This window comes from Pandoraea sp. LA3, from assembly GCF_022696215.1.
GTDB classification, from domain to species: Bacteria; Pseudomonadota; Gammaproteobacteria; order Burkholderiales; family Burkholderiaceae; genus Pandoraea; species Pandoraea capi.
The window spans coordinates 58,600-76,461 of the sequence record NZ_PTPY01000032.1 but is presented as its reverse complement, the minus strand read 5'-3'; the positions used below and the strand labels follow the sequence as shown (position 1 = coordinate 76,461).

16 protein-coding genes are annotated in these 17,862 nt (G+C 65.6%); 8 read left to right on the top strand and 8 right to left on the bottom strand.

Annotation, left to right across the window (positions count from 1 at the left end; translation table 11 throughout):
- Positions 1–11: 11 nt before the first annotated feature.
- Genes C5N93_RS14095 through C5N93_RS14080 form a run of 4 tightly spaced genes read right to left on the bottom strand, consistent with a single transcriptional unit; the run spans position 12 to position 4,238 of the window.
- A complete protein-coding gene (locus tag C5N93_RS14095; RefSeq protein ID WP_242559749.1) occupies positions 12–1,298 on the bottom strand; it encodes an MFS transporter in 1,287 nt (428 codons plus the stop codon).
- Complete coding sequence (locus tag C5N93_RS14090) at positions 1,295–2,512, bottom strand: amidohydrolase family protein (protein ID WP_242559748.1); 1,218 nt, start codon at positions 2,510–2,512, stop codon at positions 1,295–1,297. Before C5N93_RS14090 ends, C5N93_RS14095 begins: the two co-directional genes overlap by 4 nt.
- Entirely contained in the window at positions 2,509–3,984 is a 1,476-nt protein-coding gene (locus C5N93_RS14085) for a sodium:solute symporter (RefSeq protein WP_242559747.1), read from the bottom strand. The genes C5N93_RS14090 and C5N93_RS14085 overlap by 4 nt, the downstream gene beginning before the upstream one ends.
- Positions 3,981–4,238, bottom strand: a complete 258-nt coding sequence (locus C5N93_RS14080) for a DUF3311 domain-containing protein (RefSeq protein WP_150719773.1) — start codon at positions 4,236–4,238, stop codon at positions 3,981–3,983. The genes C5N93_RS14085 and C5N93_RS14080 overlap by 4 nt, the downstream gene beginning before the upstream one ends.
- Before the next feature lie 427 nt (positions 4,239–4,665).
- Between C5N93_RS14080 and C5N93_RS14075 the strand changes: the two genes are divergently transcribed.
- The 4 genes from C5N93_RS14075 to C5N93_RS14060 all read left to right on the top strand — a co-directional run bounded on the left by C5N93_RS14075 (position 4,666) and on the right by C5N93_RS14060 (position 10,989).
- Entirely contained in the window at positions 4,666–5,451 is a 786-nt protein-coding gene (locus tag C5N93_RS14075; RefSeq protein ID WP_242559746.1) for a GntR family transcriptional regulator, read from the top strand.
- Between the two features lie 120 nt (positions 5,452–5,571).
- Complete coding sequence (locus C5N93_RS14070; protein WP_069342225.1) at positions 5,572–6,873, top strand: UDP-N-acetylglucosamine 1-carboxyvinyltransferase; 1,302 nt, start codon at positions 5,572–5,574, stop codon at positions 6,871–6,873.
- A 298-nt stretch (positions 6,874–7,171) separates the two neighbouring features.
- Complete coding sequence (locus C5N93_RS14065; protein ID WP_277990315.1) at positions 7,172–8,125, top strand: response regulator; 954 nt, start codon at positions 7,172–7,174, stop codon at positions 8,123–8,125.
- Positions 8,122–10,989: a hybrid sensor histidine kinase/response regulator gene (locus tag C5N93_RS14060; protein WP_242559745.1), complete on the top strand. Its 2,868-nt coding sequence runs from the start codon at positions 8,122–8,124 to the stop codon at positions 10,987–10,989. The genes C5N93_RS14065 and C5N93_RS14060 overlap by 4 nt, the downstream gene beginning before the upstream one ends.
- Before the next feature lie 13 nt (positions 10,990–11,002).
- Here the strand turns inward: C5N93_RS14060 and C5N93_RS14055 are convergent, their stop codons facing one another.
- From C5N93_RS14055 to C5N93_RS14045, 3 genes are all read right to left on the bottom strand, one after another.
- Positions 11,003–12,355 carry an MFS transporter gene (locus C5N93_RS14055; protein WP_242559744.1) on the bottom strand — a complete coding sequence of 451 codons (1,353 nt, stop codon included), beginning with the start codon at positions 12,353–12,355 and terminating at the stop codon, positions 11,003–11,005.
- A 75-nt stretch (positions 12,356–12,430) separates the two neighbouring features.
- Entirely contained in the window at positions 12,431–13,084 is a 654-nt protein-coding gene (locus tag C5N93_RS14050; RefSeq protein WP_242559743.1) for a DUF4286 family protein, read from the bottom strand.
- Positions 13,085–13,310: 226 nt separating this feature from the next.
- Positions 13,311–14,264, bottom strand: a complete 954-nt coding sequence (locus C5N93_RS14045; RefSeq protein ID WP_069342222.1) for a LysR family transcriptional regulator — start codon at positions 14,262–14,264, stop codon at positions 13,311–13,313.
- Positions 14,265–14,571: 307 nt separating this feature from the next.
- Here C5N93_RS14045 and C5N93_RS14040 point away from each other — a divergent pair, with 307 nt between their 5' ends.
- The 4 genes from C5N93_RS14040 to C5N93_RS14025 all read left to right on the top strand — a co-directional run bounded on the left by C5N93_RS14040 (position 14,572) and on the right by C5N93_RS14025 (position 17,546).
- Positions 14,572–14,784 carry a hypothetical protein gene (locus tag C5N93_RS14040; RefSeq protein ID WP_069342221.1) on the top strand — a complete coding sequence of 71 codons (213 nt, stop codon included), beginning with the start codon at positions 14,572–14,574 and terminating at the stop codon, positions 14,782–14,784.
- A 58-nt stretch (positions 14,785–14,842) separates the two neighbouring features.
- Complete coding sequence (locus C5N93_RS14035; protein WP_242559742.1) at positions 14,843–15,193, top strand: hypothetical protein; 351 nt, start codon at positions 14,843–14,845, stop codon at positions 15,191–15,193.
- 138 nt (positions 15,194–15,331) lie between these two features.
- The gene (locus C5N93_RS14030; RefSeq protein WP_242559741.1) at positions 15,332–16,636 is read left to right on the top strand and encodes an O-antigen ligase family protein; all 1,305 of its coding nucleotides are present in this window, start codon (positions 15,332–15,334) and stop codon (positions 16,634–16,636) included.
- A gap of 16 nt (positions 16,637–16,652) precedes the next feature.
- Positions 16,653–17,546, top strand: a complete 894-nt coding sequence (locus C5N93_RS14025) for a glycosyltransferase (protein WP_242559740.1) — start codon at positions 16,653–16,655, stop codon at positions 17,544–17,546.
- Between the two features lie 41 nt (positions 17,547–17,587).
- On the opposite strand, the gene C5N93_RS14020 is transcribed toward C5N93_RS14025, so the two are convergent.
- On the bottom strand, positions 17,588–17,770 hold the full coding sequence (locus C5N93_RS14020) for a DUF2333 family protein (RefSeq protein ID WP_242559739.1): 183 nt from the start codon (positions 17,768–17,770) through the stop codon (positions 17,588–17,590).
- Between the last annotated feature and the right edge of the window lie 92 nt (positions 17,771–17,862).

The window sequence follows — 17,862 nt, the reverse complement described above, 5'->3', positions numbered from 1 at the left end:
ACGATGTCCGCTCAGGCGTGCCGATGCCCGCCCGCTCGTGCCTCCGGCTCCTCTCGCGACAGGCCGAGCGCCGCCGCGTATCCCTGCGGATCGAAGCGCCACGTCAGTGCGATCAGCGCGACGTTGATGACGACGAGCCCGATCCACGACGGCAGGAAGCTCCCCGTCGCCGCCACGATCGCGCCGGCCGCAAACGGGGCGAGCGCCGCGATGCAAAAGCCCACGCCCTGCATGAACGCCGCCAGCGCCGCCGCGTGACGCGGATGCGCGTGATGGTCCAGCGCCAGCACCAGTCCCAGCGAAAATGTGCCGCCCAGACCGAACCCGATGCCGCCGATCCACACCCACGGTGCGGCGTCCGGCGCGATGACCAGCCCGACGAGACCGCCCAGCGTCGCCGCGAGCGCCAACGTCAGCCAGCGGCGGCGGTCGACGTGAGCGCGTGCGAGCCAAGGCAACATCAGCGCCGCCGCGACCTGACACGCCGTGAGCCCGGCGAGCAACGCGCCGCTGTGCGTCGCGCTCATGCCCCGCGCCTGATAGAACGGCGGCAACCACGCGACCATCGTCGTGTAAGTACAGTTGATGAGACCGAAGTAGACGGCCAGCGTCCACGCGCGAGACTTGCGCAACAGATCGAGCATCGACGGCGCCTGATCTGCGATGCGCGCCGTTGCGGCCTGACATGCCGCACGCAGTGCATCCGCCGTCGCCGGTGTTGCGGGTGTCGCCAGGGTCGCGGCCGAAGCCGCCGCGCGCGCGAACGGCGCGCGCCACCACGCGAACGCGGCCAGACCGACGACGGCCAGCCACATCCCCAACCCCGCGCGCCAGTCGCCCGCCTCGGCAGCCACCCACGGACTCGCGGCGGCCCCGAGACCGCCGCCGCCCATGAGTGCCGCTGAGTACAGCCCCATCATCGACGTCATGCGCGCGGCGCTGTAGTTCGCTTTCACCACGCCGGGCAACAACGCCTGAATGATGGCGATGCCGGCGCCCGACACCAGCGCCGTCGCGATCATCGTGACGGTGTCATTTGCCACGAACCTTGCACCGCACGCCAGCGCCAGCGCGGCCAGTCCGAGCAGCACACCGCTGCGCTCACCGAAGCGCCGCGTCAGCCCGCTCGCGGCAAACGCGCCCGCCCCCATCGCCAGCACGGGCAACGACGTGAGCAAGGCGGCGACGGGATAGCTCATGCCCGTCGCCTCGCGAATCTGCGGCAGCAGCGGGCTGATGGAGGTGAGCGTCGGGCGCAGCGTAAGCCCCACCGCGACGATGGCCAGCCAAAGCGTCATACCGCCATGCCCTCGCTCACCACCACGTGACCGTTCGCGACAACCCAACGGCGCGGCGCACGGGTGACGATCGCCTGCGCCGCGTTCAGGGCATCGACCAGCACGAGATCGGCCCGAGCGCCGACGTGAAGCCCGTAGTCCTCGAACCAGCACGCACGCGCACCCTGATGCGTGACGCAATCCAACGCGATGTCGAGTTCGTCGTCGCGCCGCAGGTTGTAGCGCAGACCGATCATCATCGCGCGCTCGAGCATGTCGGGCGAGCCGTAGGGCGTCCACGTATCGCGAATGCCGTCGTTGCCGCCGGCGAGCGGCACTCCGGCGCGACGGCAGGCCATGAGCGGCGGCACGATACGCGACGGCGGCGCCGTCGTGATGAGCGCCACCCCGGCATCCGCCAGACGCGCCAGCAACGCGTCGGCACGCGCGGCGTCGAGTTCGCCCAGGCAGAAGGCGTGCGACACCACCACCTTGCCCTGCATGCCGAGCGCCGCAATGCGCTCCAGCATCAACTCGAACGAGAACACGCCCATCTCGCCCGGTTCGTGCAGATGGATGTCGACGGGACAGCCATGCTTGTCGGCGAGCGCAAACATGGCGTCGAGCGATGCTTTCGGGTCGCGGTCGATGGCGCACGGATCGAGCCACCCGAGCACGTCCGCCCCACGGGCGAGCGACGCGTCGAGCAGTTCGACGGTGCCTGCGCGATCGAGCACGCCCGACTGCGGGAACGCCACGATCTGCATGTCGAGCCGGTCGGCCAGCGTCTCACGCGTGGCGAGCACGCCGTCGAGATGCCGCAAGCCCGCCTCCGTGTCGATGTCGACGTGTGTGCGCAGTCGCGTGGTGCCTGCCGCGAGGAACGCGCGACCGAGCGCCAGCGACGCAGCCCCCGCATCGTGCCCGCTGGCCGCGCGCCACGCGCGCTCGTTGTCGATCCGGTCGATGAGTCGCGAGCCGCACTCGTTCACGTACCACGGCATGCCCCACGTGGTCTTGTCGAGGTGCGTGTGCGATTCGACGAAACCCGGCATGAGCAGCGCCCCGCCCGCGTCGATGCGATGCACGGCACCGTCAGCACCATCAACACCGACGGCCGCCGCCGGATACGGCGGTAGTGACGATCCGATGGCCGCGATCTTGCCCTGCTCGACACGCACGTCGACCGGCGAACCGTCCAGCCCCCGTGCGTTGCGAATTTCCAGTGTTGTCATACTTTCCTCAAGATTCCGGCTTCCACGTTGCGCGAACGGGTGAGCGCGCTCACCGCCACGAACGTCACCGCATTGACCGCCAGCGCGACCAGTCCCATGTTGATCGACGCCACCGTATCCGATGCACCCGGCATCAACGTGCGAAGGTTGACGTCGAACCCGACGGCGGCGAGCAGCACGAGCGCACCGGCGCCGATGCCAGCGAACGCGCCGTACTTGTTACCGAACGGACGCGGCAGCAGACTCGCCACGAACGACGGGAACAACTGCGTGAGCAGACTCGACGCGAACAACGCCAGCGCCACGAACGTCGCACCGCCGCGCAGCACGAAGAACACCGCGACCAGCCCGAACAGCGGCAACACACGCTTGGCGAGCTTGCCGACGAACGCTTCGCTCGCATGCGGCGCGAAGCCGTCGCGATAGATGTTCTTCGCGATCAGCGTCGACGCGTTGAGCAAGATCATCGAACCGGGCACCAACGCGGTCAACACCCCCACGCCGCCGATCACGCCGACGAACCATGGCGAGAACGTCTGCTTGACGATGCGCAGCAGCGCCAGATCCGAATCGGCGCCGGAGAGTCCCGGCACTTGCAGAATCGCAGCAAAGCCGACGAAGAACATGAAAGCGATGACCATCTGATACAGCGGCATCAGAATCGTGTTCTTGCGCACCGCACTCTCGGTCTTCGCCGCATACACCGACGTGAAGACGTACGGATACAGGTAGTAGCCGAGCGACGTGAGCAGGATCGTCGAGTTGTACCAGGACAGGGTGAGCCCGCTGGTGGGCATTTGCAGGAAGCCCGGACGCGCCGCCTCGATGCGGTCGAACATCTCGCCGAAGCCGCCGAAGTAATGCAGCGGCAGGTAGATGCCGAGGAACACGGCGATCACGAGAATCAGAATGTCCTTGTAGATCGCAATGCTTGCGGAACCGTGAATGCCCGAGACCGTGATGTAGACCACCATCGCGATCGCACCGCACCAGATCGCGACCGCTGGCGGGATCGTGCCGTATGACGCCTCGGACACGATGATGCCCAGCCCACGCAACTGGATGATGAGCAGCGCGCTCATGCCCAGCACGGCGACCAGCGAGACCACCACCCCCAGCGCGCGCGAGTGGTACGCCGTGGCGAAGAAGTCGGAGAACGACACGCAGTGGTGCTTCGTCGCATGACGCCACGCCGCAGGCAACATCCAGTAGCCGAGCAGATACGCGAGGGCGCCGTAAGCGAGGATGTAGAACGCGGGCGGCCCCTTGCTGTAGGCCCATCCGCTCGCCCCCAGGAACGTGAAGGTCGAGAAGGCCTCGCCCGCCATCAGCAGGAAGACGAGCAGCGTGCCGAAGCCGCGTCCGCCCACGGCCCATTGTTCGAGGCTCATGGTGCGACCGCGTCGTGCGCGCAAGCCCACGAAAAGCGCGAAAGCGAGAAATGCCGCGATGACGGCGAGCGCGGCGTTCATGATGCGGCTCCGTCGTGATCGCGACGACCGGCGTCGGCAACATCGGCCGCCAACGCCTGACGGCGGGCGGCGTCGCGCGACCCGTCGAAACGGAACATCACGACCATGACCAGCGACGTGAGCAGCAACCAGACGATGTTCCACGTCATCAGAAAAGGCAGCCCGGCCAGCCGGGTACCCACGTGTTCGGCAAGCCAACCGCCGCTATAGAAGGCCGCGACGGGAAGCGCGGCCAGGCAATGTACAGGTTTCATGACGTCTCCAGACCCAAAGGGATTCACAGGGCAGTCACGCGTTGTCTCGCTGTCGTTCGCATCGGGTGATGCGCGCAAGGCAGTCGGCAATCGCGGCGGCCCGATGGTTTCGTCCATTTCGCGAGCGGTCGACGGGATGGCATGTCTTCGCGAATTGCCATATCATCAACCAAATAACACAAAATGGTTAACCATTTTTGTTGACCATTATCGGTAACGATTTGCCGAAATGCAAGGTCGCGAGCGCCGACGGGCCGAAATCGAGGGTTTCCGATACCTTCCGTAGGCCAGACATCATGGGAGGGTGCGACCCTGACGGCGAATGCGAAGGCGCAGGTACAATGCGCCCCACACCCGCGCGATCACGCACAATCAAGCACGATCGCTCACGACGGATTGCGATCCGCGTATTTCCAGGAGAACCGGCTTGAGCCGCACCGCAGCACCGCCCTCGCCTTCGTCCCCGCCCGCCACCGCCGCTTCGACTGCCATGTCGGCTGACGACGACAGCACGCCGGGCAGCGCCGGACAGCAGATCGAAGCGCGCGTCTACGCCGCGATCTCGCAGGCGTTGCTCTCGGGCAAGCTCCGGCCGGGCATGCCGCTGCGTGAACGGAATCTGGCGCAGGCGTTCGACTGCACGCGCGGTGCGGTGCGCAAGGTGCTCGCGCGGCTCGGCTTCGAAGGCAAGCTGGTGCTCGAACCGAATCGCGGCGCGTTCGTGCCCCAGCCGTCGCTCGAAGACATTCGTCAGACGTACCGTGCGCGGCGCGTGCTGGAGACCGGGGTGATCGCGAGCATCTGCGGCAGGCTGGGCGACGCGCAACTCGCGGCGCTCGACGCCCACGCGGCAACCGAAGCCCGCTCGCATGCCGACGGCACGCACGAGCGCTCCATCCAGCTCGCGGGCGAATTCCATCTGAAGTTGATCGGCATGGCCGATAGCGCCGAACTCGATGCGTTCGCGCGTGCGCTCGTCGCCAAGACAGAGCTATATAAGGCGCTGTACGACCCGGCCGAGTTCATGCACTGCGCACCGACCGAACACGCGCAGCTCGTGGGGCAATTGCGCGACGGCAAGACCGACGCGGCGATTGCGCTCGCGACGGCGCATCTCGACGAGCTCGAAACCCGCGTGCTGACGCGTGCGGCGGCCGCCGAGACGCCGGACTTCCGCGCCATCTTCGCCGAGGCGTTTGCGGGAGGTGCATGAGGCGAATGCCCAAATCGGGGTATATTGCGCCTGATCGCGAGGAGCCCACGGCCCGCATGCCAATCCCGCCCCCCGCTTGAGTACGAAGCCATTACGAAGCACGAAGCCCGAAGGAAGCCCATGTCCCATCTGGTAGTCCATGGCGGCCAGCCGCTGCGCGGCCGCATCACCCCCTCCGCTAACAAGAACGCCGTCCTCCCGGTGCTATGCGCCACGCTGCTGACCGATCAGCCCGTGCGCCTCATCGGCGTGCCCGAGATCACCGATGTCCGCAAGATCCTCGACATCTTTCGTCAGCTCGGCAGCGATGTCAGTGTCGATTTCGACGCCGGCATCCTGGACGTCCATCACCTGAACACCCGTTTCGACCCGCGCACCGACCATCTGCCCGAGGAGATGCGCTCGTCGATCATGCTCGTGCCGCCGCTGCTCGCGCGGTTCGGCGTCGCGCGCATCGAAGACAACATCAAGGGCTGCACGCTCGGCGTGCGCGAGATCGATCCGCACATCGAAGTGCTGCGCCATTTCGGCGGACGTGTCGAGCGCACCGCTGGCTCGCTGCTGATCCACGCGGACGAAGCACGCCCCGCCATCCACCACTGGCTCGATTACGCGTCGGTGACGACCACGGAAAACTTCGTGCTGTGCGCGGCGACCGCCAACGGACGCTCGCAGTTGAACAACGCCGCGTCCGAGCCGCACGTGCAGGAGTTCTGCCGCTTCATGCAGATGCTCGGCGTGCCGATCGAAGGCGTGGGGACGTCGCAGCTCGCCATTGAAGGTGTCGAGCGCTTCGGCGGGGGCGAATTCCGCTTCGCCGAGGATTTCCACGAGATCACCACGTTCCTGGCGCTGGGCGCGATCACGGGCGGCGAGATCACGGTCAAGAATTCGGCGCCGGAGCAGTTTCCGCTGATCGACCGTACGTTCGCCAAGTTCGGCATCAAGGTCGAGCACCGCGACGGCTGGTCGACGGCAACCGCGCAGGGCAAGCTCAAGGTGCAGGCACCGTTCACGCAGAACATTCTGACGAAGGTGGAAGCGGCGCCGTGGCCGTATTTCCCGGTGGACCTGCTGCCGATCTTCATCGCGCTGGGCGTGAAGGCCGAAGGCAGCGCCATGTTCTGGAACAAGGTCTATGACGGTGCAATGGGCTGGTCGACGGAGTTGTCGAAGTTCGGCGCGCACGTGTTCCAGTCGGACCCGCATCGTCTGATCACGTTCGGTGGCGTGCCGCTCTCGCCGGCGGTCGTCGAGAGCCCGTACATCATTCGCGTGGCGATCGCCTTGCTGATGGTGGCCGCGAGCATCGACGGACAGTCGACCATCAAGAACGCGCTGCCGATCCGTCGTGCGCATCCGCGCTTCGTCGAGAATCTCTGCTCGGTCGGCGCGAACGTCGTCTGGACGAACCCGGAGTAACTTGCGTCGCTGCGGCGGCGTCGAGATCTTCGATGTCGTACGGTCCGGCCCCCCCGGGGGGGCCGGGCTCGCGCTGCGGCACCCCTGACGGCAGACGACCCCCCGATCACCTACACGCCGGTCGTCGCCGCTGCGAACCCGACGGTTGACCTTACCTGAGCCGATCCGGCGCGCGCTTGCCGCACCTTTGCCCGACGGCATCCCACGTTTGCCTGACGGAAAATTATTTCCCGCCCACCAGCATTCGCACCGAATTGACGCAGCGTGTCCGGGCGAATGTGAAAGAATGACGACCATCATGAGCGATCGTCACCTGCCCCCGCAGTCGTTTGCCGCCTCCGCCCCCACCGCGACGTCGTCTCGTCCGGCAGGCGCATGGCCCGCCTCGCCCCATGCCCGGCAGTTGTCGGGCGTGCGTGTGCTCGTGGTCGACGACAATCAGGAAGACCGCATGCTGCTGATGGACTTCCTCAGTCAGCAGGGCTGCCGGGTCTATATCGCGCAAGACGGTCGCGACGGCTACACCAAGGCCCGCACGGTGCAGCCCGATCTCATCCTGATGGATATCCGCATGCCGGTCTGCGACGGCCTCGGCGCGTGCCGTCTGCTCAAGGCGGACCCGGGCACCCGCCACATCCCGCTGATCTTTCTGACGGCGGCCGCCCTGCCCGGCGAACGTGTTGCAGGACTGACGGCCGGTGCGGTCGATTACGTCACCAAACCTTACGACTTCGAAGAAGTGCGGCTGCGGCTGTCGATCCATCTCAAGGCGACGACGCCCTCGCCCGCTCAAGCGACGTCCGGTCCCGGCAGCGAGGGTACGAGACTCACGCCGCTGCCCGTGCAGGCGCATACGCTCGACGCCGTGCTGTTTCGGGCGACGCGCGCCTTGCTGCTCGATCAATTGAGCACGACGCCCGAACTTGCCGGACTGGCGAGCGCCGTGGGCACGAACACGCGGCGCCTCAATCTGGCGTTCCGGCGCTGCGTCGGCGTCACGGTCTTCGACTTTCTGCGCGAAGAACGCATGAAGGAAGCGCGACGCCTACTCTCGGAGACGTCGCTCGACGTGCAGGACATTGCAGCGGCCGTGGGCTTTGCCAGCGCCGCCAATTTCGCGACGGCGTTCCGCGAGCGCTTCGGCATGCCGCCCAGCGGCTTTCGCGAGCAGGGCGCGCAGACCTATCTCGCGTCCGACGGGACTGACGGTGCCGACACCCCGCCCATGCCGCCCACACCGTCCACGCCATGAGTGCTGCGCCATCGGGCACTCCCGGCACAGTCCTCGCCCGCGTCTTCCCCATCGTCCACGTCTGCCACTTCGCCCGATTCTTTTGTCTGGCGCTCATGGCGCTCATCGTGCTCATCGCGCTCTGGCTGCCCATCGGCGCCGTCGCGGCTGCCGGGGCAACTGCACCGACGCCTTCCGGTAAGCCAGTCGCCACCTCCGTCGCCATCGACCTCGCAACCGCCCCGTCGCCGCTCAAGCTCGACACGCAGTTGCGCATGCTCGAAGACCCGACGCGCCGGCTCGACGCGACACAGGCACTTGCCGCGCCCGGCTGGCGCCAGGTCGTCCCGCGCATGCTCAACGCCGGCTACAGCCGCTCGGCGTTCTGGCTCACCGGCAACGTCGAGAACCTGGGCGCGGCGCCGGTCACGCGCTGGCTGAGCGTGGGCATCGTGCGGCTGGAGGACATCCGCTTCTATGCGATGCCGTTCGGCGCCACGCAGCCGAGCGTTAGCTGGCGCGCGGGACACACCGTGCCGCTGACGCAGCACCCCATTGCGTCCGAGACCTCCGTTTTTCCCATCACGCTCGCCCCCGGCGAGCGCATGACGTTCCTCGTCCGGGTGGAGACGCGCTCGTCGGTCAGTCTCGTGCCGCATCTCTGGCGTCCCGACGACTTCCGCATGGCCGAGGCGCACAACGCCATGATCGCCATGCTGCTCGCGGGCTCGATGATCTCCATCGGGCTCTACGCCCTCGTGCTCGGCATCGCGCGACGCGATCCGGTTTTCGTACTGCTCGCGCTCACCACCATCACGCAGGTCGCGCAGGACATGGCGTTTCAGGGCTTTCTGTATCGCTATGTTCTGCCGCAAGGCGGCGAGTTCATCGTCCGGGCGCCGAGCTTCTTCTCGACACTGACGGCCGGCGCGTTCAGCGCAATGCTGCTGGCCTTCGCAGGTCTGAACGGCGTTGCGCTGTGGCGCTGGACGTACCGCGTCATGATCGGGATCATGGGCTTCATGGCGGTGTGGGTGCTGTTCGGCGACCACCGTGTGGCGGCCTTCACCCATCTGCAATTGCTGACGGTCTTCAACGTCATCTGGGTCGTCTCGCTCATCGACGGCTGGCGGCGCGGCTGCAAGAACGCACGCCTGAGTCTGCTTTCGTTTTCGCCGGGTTGCGTCGTGCTGTTCTGGCGGCTGGCGATCATCAACGGCCTGCTGCCCGAGGAGTGGCTGGCCAACACGGCGATGGCGTGGAGCACGAACATCTCCGTGCTGCTGATGCTCACCATCATCGTGGCCGGACGCTCGCGCGAACTGGTGCGCGAGCAGCGCGCCGCGCAGCGCGAGGTGTTGCAAACGCGTCGAGAAGAACAGGCGCGGCTGGCCAACGCCGTCGACACGCGCACGCGCGAATTGCAGGCGGCCCTGATTGCGGCCGACGAAGCCAACAGCGCCAAGAGCGACTTTCTTGCGCGCATCAGCCACGACCTGCGCACGCCGCTCACGTCCATCATCGGTTTCGCGGACCTCGTCCAGTCCGGCGGACGCGAAGACGCCGACCGTGGCCGCATCATTCGTCGCAGCGCGCATCACATGCTCGCGATGGTCAACGATCTGATCGAATACGCAGGCGGCGGCGCGGCCGATGCGCTGCACGTCGCCCCGGTCTACACCCACGCCTTCATCGACAACATGGCGCACGAAGGCATGAGCCTCGCGCGCAAGCACGACAACGCGTTCCTGCTCGACGTGCGCGCGCCGCTGCCGCCGCTGCTCGCCTTCGATGCCAAGCGGGTGCGTCAGGTGTTGGGGAATTTGCTGGACAACGCGGCGAAGTACACCGCCGACGGCACCATCACGTTGTCACTGTCGGCCACGCCGGACGCCACGCGCGCCGACATCGTGCACGTGTGTTTCGGCGTGGAGGATTCCGGCTGCGGGATCGCGAAGGAAGACCTCCCCCGCGTGTTCGAACCGTTCGCGCGGCTCGACGGTGCACGCCGTTTGCCGGGCGTGGGGCTCGGGCTCGCGATCGTCAAGCAGTGGATCGAGCGCATGAACGGCACCATCGCCATCGACAGCACGCCCGACGTCGGCACACGGGTGACGTTCTCGCTGCCGCTGCACGTGGCGCGCGAGACCGACCTCGTCGCGCAATCGTTCGCGGGCGCCACGCATGCGCTCCCGCCGCTCGACGGCACCGGCTATCACATCTGGCTTGCCGAGGATTCGCCCGAGATCCGGCAGTTCCTGCACGACGAACTCGCCAGTCTGGGCTTCTCCGTGCGGACCTTCGGTGACGGCGTGGCGCTCATCGCCGCGCTGGGCAATCCGAGACAGACGCTGCCGGATCTGGTGCTGACCGATCACATGATGCCCAATGCCGATGGTCTGGCCGTAGCACGTGCCGTGCGCCGACGCTGGCCCGACGTGCCCGTGCTGGCCGTGTCCGCCTCACCGCAGGTGGTGGCGGGCAGCGGCGTCGGGCGTGCCGCGGGAGAGGAAGGCGGAAAGGAAGGCGGAAAAGCAGACGACGCCAGAGGGTACGACGCCTGCCTGCTCAAGCCGGTCGAGCTCGCGGACCTGCGTCACACGCTGGCGCGGCTGCTCGACCTGCAACGCATCGACGCCCCGCTCGCCGCCAACGCGGATGGTGAGGCAGACGCCGACAGCGCTGCGCTCGTACGACCGTCACGCGATCTGCTGGTGGAAGCCCGACAGTTGATCGCCATGGGCGCGATCACCGATCTGATGGACTGGGCGCGTCACCTGAGCACGCTCGCGCCGCAGTACGACGGCTTCGCGCACCACGTCCACCAACTTGCCCAGCGCGGAGACCTTGCCGGGCTGGAGACGTTGTGCGCGGCGCCGTATTAGATCAGTCGTTAGATCAATCCCGCAGCGGCTGGTGTGCCGTCTCGCGCGCGGCGAACAATGCGATGGCCGTGACCGCAAGCGCTGCCGTCACATACAGCGACACCGCGAACGTCGTGCCGTATTCCTTGTACAGGCTCACGATGATCAGCGGCGCGAAGCCACCGCCCAGAATCCCCGCCAGCGTGTAAGCCAGCGACGAACCGGCATAGCGCACGCGCGTCGGGAACTGTTCCGTGACGAACGCCGCCTGCGGGCCGTACATGATGGCGTGAATCACCAGACCGATAACCACGGACAGCACGATCAGCGCCGGGCTCGATGTATCGAGGAGCACGAAGAAGCCATACGCCCAGATCACGGCGCACAGCACGCCGAAGCCATACACCGGACGGCGGCCGAGCTTGTCCGAGAGCGCGCCGAACAGCGGCACCGTCAGCGCGTTGAAGGCGGTGCCCACGAGCACGGCCGTCAGCGCCAGCGGACGCGACAGATGCAGCGTGCCGGTCACATACGTCAGCGTGAAGACGACCATCAGTGCGTAGAGCACGTCCGAGCCGATACGCGAGCCGCCGGCGACCAGCAGATTGCGCCAGTGCTTGCGGAAAACGTCGGCAATCGGCATCTCCGCCTGACGGTCCGAATGCTGCATCTCTTCGAACATCGGCGTTTCTTCCACGCCACGACGCACCCACAGACCGAAGGCCACGAGCACGAGGCTCAGCAGGAACGGCACACGCCAGCCCCACGTGAGGAAGTCGTCGGGCGAGATTGAAAGCGTAATGAGCGCAATCAGGCCCGTCGCCAGCAGCGTGCCGAACGACGGCCCGACCTGCGTCCACGAGGCATTCAACCCGCGCTTTTTCTGATCGCCATGCTCCACCGAGAGCAGCACCGCGCCCGCCCATTCGCCGCCAAGCGCCACGCCCTGCACGAAGCGCAGGGCCACGAGCAGCACCGGACTCCAGATGCCGATCGACGCGTACGTGGGCAGCAGGCCCATCAGCCCGGTGGTCAGGCCCATCACCACGAGCGTGAGCACCAGCACGGCACGCCGTCCGATCTTGTCGCCGAGGTTACCGAACACGAAGCCGCCGAGCGGACGCGAGATATAGCCGACGGCGTACGTCGACAACGCGAGGATGGTGCCGGCCAGCGGATCGACCGACGGGAAGAACAAGTGGTTGAAGACCAGCGCAGCCAGCGTGTTGTAGACGGTGAAGTCGTACCACTCCAGCGTGGTGCCGACCATGCTGGCAGTCGCCAGACGTCCCTTGTTGGCGCCTGGCTTCGCGGTCGCGGCGCTGTCGACCGCACCCTCTGCCCCGCTGTTTTCCCGTACATCGCGGGTATTCGAATACGTTGTCATGAATGTCTCCAGAAGTGCGCGAGATCTGCACGAGACCCGCCGGAGCGACCGGCCTCGCGAATGAGCGTTGGGACGTCAGTCGCCGCTGGCGCCGAGGCGCCACAGCATGGCGAAGCGGGTCACGTCGGCGGCCGGTACACCGTGAGCGGCGGCCAGCGTCTCGGCGGCGGCGCGCACGGCGTCCGGGTCGGTGCCTTCGATGAGAACGACGGCATCGGCCGGCGGCAGCGGCGCGTCTTTGGCCGTCAGCGAGACGGACAGCGTCGGCACCGTGACTTGCAGCGTGGCGCGCACGATCCCGTCGCCCTGAGCCAGTTCGGCCAGTTGGCCGTTCAGACGCGACCGGGCCTGCGTCACGACCGCCTCCGTCAGCACGAAGGCCGCGAGCATGCCGCCCTGACCTTCGCCGGCTTCGACGTCGAGCGTGCCGACACGGCGCTGCGTGCCCTGCATGCGCGCGAAGTTGCGCAGCGACCATTCCGTCTGGTGATTGAACGCCTGGGCGTAAGGCTCGCTCGTGAACACAGCGGCGTCTTGCGTGCAGTAGAGCGCGAGGTACGGACGGGCGCAGTCATGCAACGCCTTGAAGCGGCGGGCGAACTGGAAGCCCGGAATCGCCACACGCTCCTGCATGTGTTCACGGTCGTACCAGCGGTTGAAATCCGCTTCGGAGGCCGGATCGATATTCGTCCAGATACAAAGTTGGGCGCGCGGGGCAGTCACAGTCATGAGGCATCCATCGGTTTTCGACAATCGGAGAGGCCGGCCGGTGCACGCTTCGCAACGAAGACGAAAGCATGCGCTACAGGCCGACCGTCCAGCCGAGTGTGCAAAACGACGGAAAATGCGTCCAACAAGAAATCAAATTCGCCGCGACAGCAAATTCTTATGACCGCCCAAACCCTTGCCGGGCGGGGCTTCGTGCCAGATGATGCGGGGATGAGACCGGGACGAATCAGGAATCGCCGGCGCCCCACACGGGGGCCGTCATGGCAGCCGCAGGCGGAATGGCGATGTCCGGTCCCATGTTCAGGGCGAACTCGCTGGCGGTGCGTTGCGCCAGACGGGCGACGTTCTCGGCAAGCAACGCGCCCGTGCGGAACGACCCGACGAGCGGCAGATTGGGGAAATTGGCGTTCACGCGCAGCAGGTGCAGGCTGTGCTCGCCCAGTTCGCGCTGGATGATCGCCGGGGGCAGCATCGCCACGCCGAAACCATCCGCCACAAGGCGGATGATCGCCGCGACCGACGTCATGCAGTTCACCCGCACCGGGCGTTCGGCCGCGACCGAGAACATGCGCTCCAGCGTCTTGTGCGGTCCGGAATTGCGCGAGAAGCTCACCAGCGGGTAGGCGGCCAGATCGGCCACGTCGAGCGTTTCCCCTTCGAGATTGAGCTTGGGACTGGCCACCCAGCGCATCGGAAACTCGGCCAGCGGCAGGTTTTCCACGCCGGTGCCGTGCTGCATGTCCGTCTGCAGCACCAGATCGAGCGTGCCCGCTTCGAGCTGTTTGCACAGATTGATGGTCGTCTCGCTCGTCACCTCGATTTCGAGCTGCGGGTACTCGCGGTGAATGCGCGCCGCGAGATCGGGAAACCAGCTGTGCACGATCGACTCGACCACACCGATCTTGAGCACCCCCGGCGGCATGTCCGGGTCGCTCAGTTCGCGCTTCATCTCCTGCCCGAGCATGACGATGCGCTCGGCATACGCGAGCGCCTTCTGCCCGGCGGCCGTCAACGTGACCTCGCGCGCGCTGCGGTCGAACAACCGCACGCCGAAACTCTGCTCCAGCGAAGCGATCCGGCTCGATACCCCCGCCTGCGTCGTGTGCAGGCGTTCCGCCGTCAATCGGAAGTTACGCAGCTTGGCGAGCCAGACGAAGGTTTCGAGAAAACGCAGGTTCATGCTTACGGGAGATGCGGACAACCTTTGGGGAAAGGCCCATTTTAACGGGAACACAAAAGACGTCGTTAAACGCATCCTGCGTATCGTCAACAACCGTCATTTGACGGGGGCCTGTTACGGCCTGGCGTTCCCATCATGTTTCGTGATGTTTCGTTTTCGTAACGTTTTTCGCCGACGCGGCGCGCCTCATCTTCCCCATCCCCTTACGAATCAAGCAGTTAACCGTCTCAAGAGGACTGGCACGGGATTTGCTGAATCTTGTGCAACGGCCCGTCGAGGCCGGAGGGCCAAATCTCTGGAGACTGTCATGTCAACCGCCCATTTCCGCCGACCGCATCCGACAGTGGAACTCGCGCGCTGTGTGTTCCGGCAGCATTACATCCGCATCATGCAGGCCGAGTACCCCGGCAGCTATGCGGTGCTGGTCGACATCTGGCCCATGGACGGCCGTACGTTCTCGAGCATCGATCAGGCCAAGCACGCGGCCATGCTGTTCATCCGCAATATGGAAAACGAGTGAGTCCACGTAAGTGATCCCGCGCCGGCAAGCCTGGCGCGGCCAACGAGACGAGACCGATATGAAACACCACCACACCCGTCAGAGCGCCGCCGAGCGCCACGCCATGGCCGCTTCGATGGCCCGCCCGTCGGCATGCCAGCCGGTTGTCCTCGACCCGGCGGCCGATCCGTACGCCCGGGTCGCCGTCGAGGCTTACGCGCAAGCCTGCGCCGAACAACAACCGTGGCTGGCCGAAGCCTTGCAGCGCCAGTACCGGCTGTCCGGGGGCACGCCGTCAAGCGCAGCCGCCATCTGGCGCACGTTCCACGAAGCGCAACAACTCGCCCGGGAAGGGGATAGCTACGACGAAGCCGCCTGGACACACGTCGCGCTGCACCTTTGCGGCGTCCTTGGCGCGATGAACCTGTAAGAATGTGAATTTTTGAAGGGGAGGGCCGTCGGGCGTTGCGCCGCGCCGACGGAAAACCCGGGTTGGCGGGCATTTCTGGCATACTTCGTGCAAAGAAAATTCCCGCAGTTTGCCTGGTACCCAATGAGCAAGTCCGTCATGTCGGCAAAAGCCCCAAGCCGACTCTTTTTCGCCAAGATTTTCGGTGCACTGATCCTGCTGTTTCCCGCTGCCACATTGGTCGTGCCGCGTGGTGGAAACACCGTCATGTTTCTGACAGTCGCGCTAGGTGCCGCCATTCTGCTCGTCGAACGCCAACGGGGCGACCTGTCGTGCCTCGCGCGCGAGCTCAAAACGAGCGCTCACGTCCGGATCCTGATCGGTTCGTTGCTGTTCCCCTTTCTCGCCATTCTCCTCGTAGAAGTACTACACGGCCACGTGGTCGCGAATACGCTTGACTCCCCGCTGCGATTCTTCCTTGCCGTCGTCGTTTTCCTCGGATTGCGCCGCATCGTCAGCGTCGTCCCCAAATGGACCGATCTGACATTCGGCATCGGCGCCGTCTGTGCGGCGCTAATGGCGTGGTACGCCACCGCAGACCTGCTGGCTTATCGCGCTGAAAGCTCCTTTCTGAACGCGATCCACTTCGGCGACATCGCGTTGTTGCTGGGCATTCTTTCCGTGGTATCGATCCATTGGCTGCGCCGTGATACCCCATGGACGATCGCATTCAAGATTCTGAGCGCCGCAGCGGGTTGCTATGCCTCATGGGCGAGCCAGTCGCGCGGTGGCTGGATTGCACTCCCCTGCCTGCTGATCGTTTGGTTCCTGTGGCACAAGCATTCGAGCGGCATGGCCCGACGCGGCGCAATCGCGCTCGTGGCGATCGCTCTGCTTGCCGGCACTTTTTCGTCGAAAATGGTCCGGGATCGCTTTGAATCCATCCGGACCGATCTGACCAGCCTCGCCGCCGGGCACACTGACACCTCTGTCGGCATTCGCCTCGAATTGTGGAAAGTCGCGGGCAAGCTCATTGCGGAACATCCCGTGCTGGGACTCGGCGCCCACGGTTACCGTAACGCCATGCCAGCCATGGCAGCCTCTGGCGAATTGACGCCGCTCACAGCCGATTACGGTAAGGGCGAAGTCCATAATCAGATCCTCGCCTACTTTGCCGATTACGGCCTGCTTGGCCTGCTTTGCATTCTGGGCGTCTATTTTGGCCCGGCGTACTTCTTTATCCGCGCCGCGCAATTGCGCCATAGCCATTCGGAGCATCGAGCCGCCTTGATGGGATTGATGACGGTCGTAGCGTTTGCCGTCTTCGGCCTGACCGTGGAGACGTTCAATCTCAAGGTCACGGTCGCGTTCTACGCGACGATGCTGGCCCTGTTTGCCGCGTTCGCCTATCCTGTCGGCTCTCCGGCAGACGACGAAACGCCCGCCAGCCCTGCCCGCCGTTAATCGCAGCGCTCACGACATGCTAAGCATCCTGATCCCTACCTGGAACAATCTCCCGTTCCTCAAACTGTGCATCGATAGTGTTCGCCGCCATTCGAGCGAGGCGCACGAGATCCTCGTTCACGTGAACGACGGAAGCGATGGAACGCTGGAATGGGTCCGCGAGCAGGGTCTGCGTCACACACACAGCAGCGGTAACGTGGGCGTCTGCCTGGCGCTCAATCAGCTCGCGCCGCTCGCCACGCACGATCAGTTGCTGTTCCTGAACGACGACATGTTCGTCACCCCTGGCTGGGACACCGCGCTCATCGACGCCGCCCGTGCGCTCGATACGCCGATCTATTACCTCTCGTCGGTGATGATCGAACCCAACGCAGGGGTCAGCAAGCAGGTGGTCTCGAAGGATTTCGGCACGACGACGGAAACGTTCGACGAAGCGGGCCTGATCGCCTTTGCCGCCTCACTGGGCCGGGAAGACGTCAACGGTGTGCCCACGCAGCCCACCCTCGTGAGCCGGAGTCTCTGGCACCTCGTCGGGGGCTACAGCATCGAGTTCGGACCGGGGATGAGCAGCGACGACGACTTCCTGATGAAGCTGTGGCTGGTCGGCTGCCGCACGTTCCGGATCGTCGGCAAGAGCGTCGTCTACCACTTCGGCTGCCGCTCGACCGGGCGCGTGGTGAAGAATCGCGGTAGCCGCGAGTTCCTGATGAAATGGGGGATGACGCAGGCGGAATTCAAGCGCGACTATCTCGACCTGGCGGGAACGCCCGAGGGCGCCGCCCTACCGAACGTGCCGACGCCCAGCGGCAAGAGCCGCATCAAACGCGCATTGCACGGCAGCAAGCCCTACCCGCTAGAAGACCTCGCGCGTTGGGATACCGACGTGCCGCGCCATCTGAAACTGGACTGAGCGGTCACCGCGCTGGCGGCCTGACGGTCGTCAATGCAACCCTAATGCGGTGGGTGATGCCGCGGGTGGCGGATTCGCGCCCACGCATGCTCAAGACGCTTCACAGCTGGGCTATCCGGGTGACGCGTCCACCACACCCCCAGCTCCCACACCATCCCTGCGAGTACGGCGATCACCACCAGCGCGCCGATCGTGTACCAGAGCTCACCGAACGAGGTTGTCATCCTGGCCTCCCGAAAACGCTTCACGGACGACAAACTGTCGTCCGTGATTGCATTCTAGGTGACGAAACCCGGCTTGCCCGCCGGGTCTGCCC